Here is a 2,991-nt window from a genome sequence, read left to right on the forward strand (position 1 = left end):
GGGGCAAGATTCACGGTGAAAAAATATGTGCCGCCATCAACCCGTGCGCGCCGGTACCGCATTGCAACCATCCGGTTTCATGACACAATGTTGGGGTTCGTTCCTCACCCCAACCTACAGTGCTGATATCTACATCAACCTAACAGTCTTGACAACGAAATACAGCTGCATCCTACGCATTCCTAACTCGATATAATTCACAAGAGGGGTGATAAGCGGAAACTTGATGACATCATCAAAATCATTGGCAATATCAACTGTTTCAGCAAGACCGCAATTTTAAATTATCCCGTAGAGAACGGTTGAAATTCAGTGGCGGGATTTCAAAGGATGCTCGTTGACTGGTTGAGATCGGCCATGCAGATAGACGACAGCGGGAATTTGCCGGTAAATAGGTAAAGCTGAAAGGTCAATCTTGCTTGTGTGTAATTCCAATAACTTAACATAGTTATGCGATGCCGGCGGTTTTTTGCCATCCCTGTTGCGCGTCATCCAACGCCCTCCGCACCATATCCGCTAGATCTTTTTTGCTGACAGGCTTTAAGGCAAATTCACGGAGCCTCTTGCAAAATGAGCGTTTGTAAATCACGGTCAAATTTTCCTGTCGATTTTTTGCCTATCGATGGAGCATGGTTAACCTTTCAATACTCATTTTGCCGTTTTTTGCGAATATTCTGCCACGGCGGGCGCACCTCTCCCCGCGATGACACGTTTTTTTGATCTTTGACAACCTAACCGAGCAGACGTAGAAGCTGATCCGCAAACAGGGCGATGACCCCAAACATCAGGTGCTGGGTTACCTTGCTGTGTCCTTTGACCATGACATTGTTGGCTCCGAAGTCTTCCTTCAGCCGACTGTTTGCCCGTTCCGCAGTGGACCGGATTTTATAGCGTTCTGCTTCGTGAGGCGCCATGGGGATGACCTCCTGACCACGTCCATTTTTATCCGTGATCGGGACATGCCCAAATTCCCGGCTTGTCTCCGCTATCCGCATGGCATCGTAGGCTGCATCCATCAGGTCATAGAGGTATGTCACCTTCCTGCTGGTCAGCTTGATCAGCGGAATGGCTGCCTGGCTGTCATGCAGCGAAGCAGAAGTGACAAGGGCGCTGACCGGCAGCCCCGTATCGTTTATATCCAGATGCAGCTTGTAGCCGTTCCAAGACATCTTGTACCCCTTGGCATTCTTCTTGGTCCCACGGTCGCAGGTGACCGGCAGCTCACGGATGGCTTCCTCCGCAGTCTGGTGGACCTGGCGGTCAATTCGCTTCTCGACGGCCGGCTCCCGCTGCTCACCCTTGGCGGGACGCCCTCTCTTGCGGGGCTTCCTGGGCTCTTTTGCCACCTTTTTCGCCGGCTTCTCGCGACCGGTAATGGCCGTGGAATCCCGGCTTATGTGTCCGACAAGCTCATCAGAAAGGTATTCCCCAACCAGCTCATCGTGAACCCGGTTGCCAAGCCCGCTGGCGGCAAATTCGGCGAAGGCCCGCGAGAATGTTGCTTCCGACGGAATATCTCGAGAAGTCACAAACCCGCATATACGCCGCAAATTCTCTGCCGACTGCAAGGCGCGGATCAAATCGCTGGTCGTCGGATGCCGATAGAGCGCCTTCGCCACGAACGACCGGGCCACGGCCTTCCGGTCAAGAGGATTGCGGCCGGGCCAGCGATAGCGAGTCCCGCTCTTTGGAATATACCGCTCAATCTGGAGAATCTCCAGAATTGACACCAGGCGCTCCTCCTGCTCGGTAAGCGGTGTTTTCAAGCATTGGTTCAGATGGGGAAACAGACTTCTTTGGACACAACCCATCAACCATGATATCTTGTCGGGGAGCTTCATTGGCATTCTCCTTGGTTTAGTTTTGGTGGTACAAAACAATACCATAGAATGCCATTAAGCTCAATTATTTCAATATGTTATTAAATATTTTTCCGTTATCAGGAAAATCTCCAGTCATTTTGCAAGAGGCTCAGCTATATCAATTATTGTAAGTGCGTCAATTCTTGCAGCATCTTACGTCTATGTAAATCGCTACCAAGAAGTGGGGCAATTCGGAAATTTCACTGTTTAGTCGAGTAGACCGGCTTCTCCCGTGAATACAAGGTATTGCAACAAGTCTTTTAGTGACGCCTCGCCGCACGCGGCTACTACGTGACTGCTGCATGGTACCTTGTCTTCACCGTTGTCACCGGCCCCTCACAGAACCGTGCTTGCGCTATTCACGCACACGGCTCCTCATCATTACTTTCACTTCGATGCGAACAGGTTCACCTTTATCACCGGTCTCGGCAGAGGAAACTTTCTAAGGAGCCGCTTGAACTTTTCCATGGTCATGCTCCCTCGCTTTCCTCGACGGTCAAGCCACTTCAAGAGCAGTCCGCGAACTTCGTGGACATATCGCCCAATTCCCCGAGAATTGTCTGTCACACCATAATACGCGATATGCCCTCGTACCTTGGCAGCAACAGTCTTCATCAGCTCGAAGACAGGAGTCGTTCGATTCGCCTTCAGCCACTCCTTAAACGCCAGCAGCTTGGCCTTGAATTTCTTCCGCGAGGTAAGGCGCTTCATCCGGAAGCGTCGGCCATTTCGCGTCCGACTGCAAAAATGCGTCAATCCCAGAAAGTCAAAGGTCTGGGGTTTCTCTCCTCTCGTCCGTGCCTTCAGCTCGGCCAAGGGGCCAAACTCCATGACCTTGGTCTTCTCCGCCGCTACTTCCAAACCGAATTTTCCCAGTCGCTCCTCGAGGTCTGCCCGAAACCGTCGCGCGTCGCTTTCTCTTTGAAAACACACGACAAAGTCATCAGCATACCGGATGAGGCGCGACTTGCCATCGCACGACCGGGAGAACACCCGAGCAAACCACAGATCAAGACTGTAATGCAGGTACACATTGGCCAGCAGCGGCGAGATGACGCCCCGAACGCAAAAGATAACTTGGTGCATTTTCTCTTCCAGATGGTCCTGATGGTGTCATAGTGCTCGTGAT

The 2,991-nt window shown here is 51.7% G+C and carries 2 protein-coding genes; both read right to left on the reverse strand.

What is annotated here, in order from left to right:
- Nucleotides 1-731: 731 nt before the first annotated feature.
- Entirely contained in the window at nt 732-1,841 is a 1,110-nt protein-coding gene (locus Q8K48_06765; GenBank protein MDP1852098.1) for a transposase, read from the reverse strand.
- 408 nt (nt 1,842-2,249) lie between these two features.
- Nucleotides 2,250-2,948 carry a reverse transcriptase domain-containing protein gene (locus Q8K48_06770; GenBank protein ID MDP1852099.1) on the reverse strand — a complete coding sequence of 233 codons (699 nt, stop codon included), beginning with the start codon at nt 2,946-2,948 and terminating at the stop codon, nt 2,250-2,252.
- Nucleotides 2,949-2,991: the final 43 nt, after the last annotated feature.

The organism is Candidatus Planktophila sp. (genome assembly GCA_030681675.1).
GTDB lineage: Bacteria > Actinomycetota > Actinomycetes > Nanopelagicales > Nanopelagicaceae > Planktophila.

Coding starts and splice junctions, on each gene's coding strand:
- Q8K48_06765 (MDP1852098.1), bottom strand. CDS start 1,841: ATGAAGCTCCCCGACAAGATATCATGGTTGATGGGTTGTGTCCAAAGA.
- Q8K48_06770 (MDP1852099.1), bottom strand. CDS start 2,948: ATGCACCAAGTTATCTTTTGCGTTCGGGGCGTCATCTCGCCGCTGCTG.